This window comes from Bacillus sp. EB V-12 (assembly GCF_056158125.1).
Genome location: NZ_JBUXJL010000034.1, coordinates 1 through 5,366 on the forward strand (window position 1 = coordinate 1; position 5,366 = coordinate 5,366).

6 protein-coding genes are annotated in these 5,366 nt (G+C 33.1%); all 6 read right to left on the reverse strand.

Annotation, left to right across the window (positions count from 1 at the left end; all coding sequences use genetic code 11):
- Positions 1 to 30: 30 nt before the first annotated feature.
- Positions 31 to 489: an ASCH domain-containing protein gene (locus ACZDYH_RS30155; protein ID WP_016124221.1), complete on the reverse strand. Its 459-nt coding sequence runs from the start codon at positions 487 to 489 to the stop codon at positions 31 to 33.
- Between the two features lie 354 nt (positions 490 to 843).
- Positions 844 to 1,641 (reverse strand): undecaprenyl-diphosphate phosphatase UppP, encoded by a 798-nt coding sequence (uppP, locus tag ACZDYH_RS30160; RefSeq protein WP_001279957.1) that lies wholly within the window; start codon positions 1,639 to 1,641, stop codon positions 844 to 846.
- Positions 1,642 to 1,658: 17 nt separating this feature from the next.
- A complete protein-coding gene (locus tag ACZDYH_RS30165; protein WP_000247719.1) occupies positions 1,659 to 2,396 on the reverse strand; it encodes an ABC transporter permease in 738 nt (245 codons plus the stop codon).
- Complete coding sequence (locus tag ACZDYH_RS30170; protein ID WP_000074581.1) at positions 2,389 to 3,318, reverse strand: ABC transporter ATP-binding protein; 930 nt, start codon at positions 3,316 to 3,318, stop codon at positions 2,389 to 2,391. Before ACZDYH_RS30170 ends, ACZDYH_RS30165 begins: the two co-directional genes overlap by 8 nt.
- Positions 3,319 to 3,386: 68 nt before the next feature.
- A complete protein-coding gene (locus ACZDYH_RS30175; protein ID WP_139850097.1) occupies positions 3,387 to 4,400 on the reverse strand; it encodes a sensor histidine kinase in 1,014 nt (337 codons plus the stop codon).
- Positions 4,390 to 5,103 carry a response regulator transcription factor gene (locus tag ACZDYH_RS30180; protein WP_000651995.1) on the reverse strand — a complete coding sequence of 238 codons (714 nt, stop codon included), beginning with the start codon at positions 5,101 to 5,103 and terminating at the stop codon, positions 4,390 to 4,392. Before ACZDYH_RS30180 ends, ACZDYH_RS30175 begins: the two co-directional genes overlap by 11 nt.
- Between the last annotated feature and the right edge of the window lie 263 nt (positions 5,104 to 5,366).

Sequence of the window (5,366 nt, forward strand, 5' to 3'; positions counted from 1 at the left end):
AAATAAGAATGGCTGGTAAATCTCAGTTTATTAAAATTTCACTTTATTGTTCACATCAACAAGTTCAAAACGCTCACAGACGAGTAACATATCTTCAGAGAAATTAAGACCAAGCTCATTTAGTTCCTTTGTAAAAAAACGAACATGGGTGTCTCTCCAGTAATTATAAGTACGATCTCCTTCGCCTTCAGCGATAGCGAATTCTTCGCTTACTTCATTCATTGGTGTTACAGTTACTTCTATTGTCTTAATAATAGCTACAGGTTCATCATTACTATTGAGTATAATACTATAATCATTAGTAGTCGGTAGCGATTCATGTTCTAATTCATAAAAAATGTGACCGGAGCATGTAGCTGTTTTAATACCGTCAATTACTAGTTGTGCAAGATAATTAGGGGCATCCCCAAATTGCCAAGCTGTAACAGATTCTGGTTTTTTGTTGTTTCTCCAATAAGTATCCCAATATGTCTGTGCTAATTGATTCATTTTTATCGTCACCTCACTCTAATTAATATTTAGTCTCTTTATAATTCCTAGGAAATTTACTTATTTGTTATGCCTTTGTACTCGTTTTTAATTTGTATTAGTGTGTTGCAAATTAAAAAGATACTATGTGGAGTGAATATAATTTGTAAATATGTTCTGTACATATATGGGATCTTTAAATTTCTAATTGCATTTTATGATAAAGGATATAGTTACTTAAAGAACGTTCAGATTATGAATGGTAGTTTATTATCACTATGCCATATTGAAGTGAGTAATACTAGAGTTAAAATAGATAAAAAAACCGATATTCTAAATTGAATATCAGTTTAATAATATGTGACTTATATGAATCTATAGCAATACGAAAAGCGTAAATAAGATAGCCAACAAAATACGATAGTATGCAAAAGGTTTTAAACCTATCTTCTCTAAAAGCTTTAGAAAAGTTACTACCGCTAGCATCGCTACTATAAAAGAGGTAATGAATCCTACCGCAAACATAGGGATGTCATCGACACTTAAATACTTCCAACTTTTTAGTAAGTCTAAGCCTGTCGCCCCAATCATTACAGGAAGAGCTATTAGAAAAGAGAATTCAGATGCAGTCTTATAATTTACTTTTGCTAATAGACCTCCAGAGATAGTAGAGCCAGCTCTAGAGAAGCCAGGGTATACCGCTAAGCACTGAAATAATCCGATTGTTAAAGCTTGGCGGTATGTTAAATCGTCCAGTGAATAGGCTGCTGCCTCTTTCTTTTTTACTTCTGCAAAGATCATAAGAATTGCCCCTGCTACAAGTCCAATCACAACAGTGTATGGCTGGAATAAGTATGTTTTAATAATATCATGTAGTAGCAAACCAGCAACCACTGCCGGAAATACGCCAAGAAATACATGGAACGCATTGAATTTTTTTTCTTTCTGTATAAGAGGTTTAATATTACATAAAGAAACGAGACGTTTATGATATAAAATTGCAATAGCTAAAATTGCGCCTAGCTGAATAACAATTTCAAACGTTTTTGCTCTTTCTCCCTCAAAGCCTAATAAATGCCCGACTAATATAAGGTGACCAGTAGAAGATATAGGTAAAAATTCAGCTAATCCTTCTACAATACCGAGTATGAAGGCAATAATGATATCGCTCATAGTTTCACTCCTATACATTAATGAATGTCTACTTTTTTAAAATAGAATAGTGTTGCAATAAATCCGGAAATTGTCGTTACTGCAATGATGATATAAGAATACTCTGGTGGATATGTCGGTTGTAATTCGTTATTTGCGATATCTAGAGTAGCGGTCCACGGAAATAAATCTTTATGCTTGGAGTTTACGAGCATAAGATTAGTCATTGTAATAATGACTGTTAATATAATGGGTGGTACATAGCTCTTCATTACAAGAGTTAGTAGCACAATAGGTGAAGACAATAGAAAGAGAAGTCCACCACATATTAAAAATTCTAGGAAAGAACCCAAAAGTAAAGAAATGTTAAAACCAGGGAAGTTCCCCAATAGCCCTAATATTAAAGTAAGTGCCCAAGCGACTAAAGTTAGCATCATAATCCAAAGAAAGAGAATGATGAATTTACTTATAATAAAGCTAATGCGCGACACGGGGATAGTTAGTAAATTTTTCAGTGTATCTTCTGTATATTCGCGGGTAAGCAAATAAGCAACCACTACTCCATATAAGGGGAATCCTATAACTAAAGTAGTATATAAGTTAACGTCAGTGAATAATTGATGGAACCAAATAGTTGGAGTTGGCTGTTTTGTTTTTATATGTATATAAGAGGCTACTACAACTAAGAAAGGTGCGACACCAGCACCAATAATGCTAATTAAAAACATATTAGAGCGTTTTAGCTTTAAGAGTTCTGTATAGAGTAGATTAACCAATTGTTCCACCTCCAACTAGTTTGGTGAAATAATCTTCTAGTCTATCTTCGCTTATCATCATTTTTAATACTTCAATATCATTAAGAACAAATGTTCTGTTTATGTATCCTTGTTGTCCAAAATGAGAGTAAATACGAATATTTCCTTCATCATGTACTTCATAATCAAAAATTTGAAGATGATTTTCTAATAACATCACAGCTTTATCGTCATTATTCACTTGAAACTCTATGTACTTACGGTTTGCCTTGCGCAGCGTATCAAGAGAAACTTCTTCTAGTAACTTTCCTTCATGAATAATTCCGATACGATCGACTAACTGTTCTACCTCGGCTAATATGTGACTAGAAATGAGTATTGTTATATTTCTTTCTTGAGCTAAAGAATGAATAAGTTTTCGCATTTCTTTAATACCAATAGGGTCTAGTCCGTTAGTTGGTTCATCTAATATGAGTAGCTCAGGATAATGGAGAAGAGCACGTGCAATTCCTAAGCGTTGCTTCATTCCTAAAGAATACTTTCCTACTAACTTTTTTGTCTCATGCTGCAAGCCTACTATTTCTAATGCTTCTTCGATAGCGTTCTTTTTGTGAACCCCAATTATCTTTGCATTAATTAATAGGTTTTCTTTTGCAGTTAAGTTTTCATAAAATCCTGGAACTTCAACTATAGAACCAATTCTGCTTAAAATATCTTTTTGATTTTGGAATAAGTTCTCTCCGAATATTTCAATCGTTCCACTTGTAGGCTTTATAAGACTAAGTAGCATACGAATGGTTGTTGTTTTACCAGCACCGTTGCGGCCTATGAAGCCATAAATCTCCCCTTGTTGAACATTAATATTTAAATTATCTACTGATTTTTGATTGCCATATACTTTAGTAAGGTTAGTCGTTTTTATAATTGTATTTATAGGAGACACCTGCTTTCTATAAGTTCTTACTTACATCATAAAAAGGAAGGCTTAACTGCATATTAATCATTTCTTAACTATTTCTTAAAAGTATTGTGCTTTGGAATAGAAAAGCCAAAAGTAGTTCGTTTCCATGGAGTACTTTCAACCCATATATGTCCACCGTTTTTCTCAACAAGCGCTTTGGAAATAGAAAGCCCGAGACCGCTACCACCAAATGAAGAGTTTCTTGATTGTTCGCTTCGGTACATTCGCTCAAATACGTTTTGTAAATCATGTTTTGGAATACCAGGGCCTTGATCCCAAATATGAAGTTCGTATTCTGCATCAGCTTCTAGCAATTCGACTCCTATTGTTTTCCCATCCTTTCCGTAATAAATTGCATTTTTCATTAAATTACCGATAATCCGCATAATGCTTAGATGATCTGCGATGATAGGACAAGTAGATTCTGGTATGAGAATTTGCAGTTCGATGTTATGTTTTGAGAGCTCAGGTAAAAATTCAATCAAAACTTCTCTAGTAACTTCAGAAAAGTCGAGTTCTTCTTCTTTTAGTGGAAATTCATTAGCGTCTAGCTTCGCCATATTGAATATTTCATCAACTAGGTGCTTTAAGTTATTTGATTTCATATAGAGTATTTTAAGATATTCTTGTTTTTCTATTTCAGAAGCAGCAACTCCGTCTTTCAAAGCATCTATATATCCGATAATGGAGGTGAGTGGTGTTCGTATATCGTGGGAGATACTAGACAAAAGTTGTTTTCTGGATTCCTCGGATCTTTTGGCTTCAATTTGAACCTGCTCTAATTTACCTATTAGCTCGTTTATTGAAAAAACGATATTATGTAATGAGTGGTCATTGCTTGTGAATAATCTCGTTTGTAAGTTTCCTTTTAGTACACGACTTAATTTAGTATCCATTGCTTTGCGATGTTGAATGAATTGTATTCTTGAAAAGAAGAGATAAATTGTAATTAAGATAAGGATAATAAATAAAGACATTTTTATTTTTGGATCCATTTGTATGTTTAAAATCCCGCAAATGATAAGTTGTAATGAAATCAGGAAGAGGGTTTTATCAGTCTTCAAGCTTTTCACCTACAAACTTATAACCAATTCCCCATATAGTCTGAATGAATTTTGGATTGGAAGGGTCAATTTCTATTTTCTTTCTGAGTTTTCGAATATGTACCATAACGGTATTGTCATCTTCTATATAATTATCGTCCCACACATTTCGGAAGAGCTGTGTTTTTGTAAATACTTGCCCTGGGTTTGAAGTAAAGAATTTTAACAGTTCCAGTTCTTTTCCGGTTAAGCTAATTTCTTCTTTGTTTGTATGAACTGTGTATGTATTTAAATTGATAGTTAGTCCTTTAAAAGATAAAGTTGTTTTTTCTTGAGCAGTATTGTTACTTCCGAGAACTAAAAAACGCCGCATAAGAGCTTTTACTCGTGCAATTACTTCGTGAATGCTGAAAGGTTTCGTAATATAATCATCAGCACCAATGCTTAAACCTAAAATTTTATCAACTTCGTGATCTTTAGCGGTGAGCATTAATATAGGTATGTTAGTTTTATCTCTAAGTTTTTTACATACCTCGATTCCATCTATTTTGGGCATCATAAGATCTAATATAACGAGGTTATAGTTATTTTGATTAAATAAATGTAAGGCTTCTTCGCCGTTGATTGCAGTGTCTACCATGTATAATTCTCGTTCTAAATATATTTTTAATAAATTTCGGATTTCTTTATCGTCGTCTGCTATAAGGATACGTATATCTTTCATATCTTCACCTGCTTCTAATAGAGTTTTATTGATAGTACAACAACTCTCTAATTATATACTAGTATTTGTTAAAATAAGGTTGCTAGTTTTGTTGGAGGAAAACGTCCACACAAGTTAAGTCTAGAGTTCAAATTAACTCGAATATATTTGGAAAAACAAATTAAAGAGAAGCAGAAGGTGTACTCCGATAATGAAATCCTATAGAGACGTATTTAGTTAAAAGAGCATAAAAATATTAAATTGAAGTTCTTTATAAAAAGGTG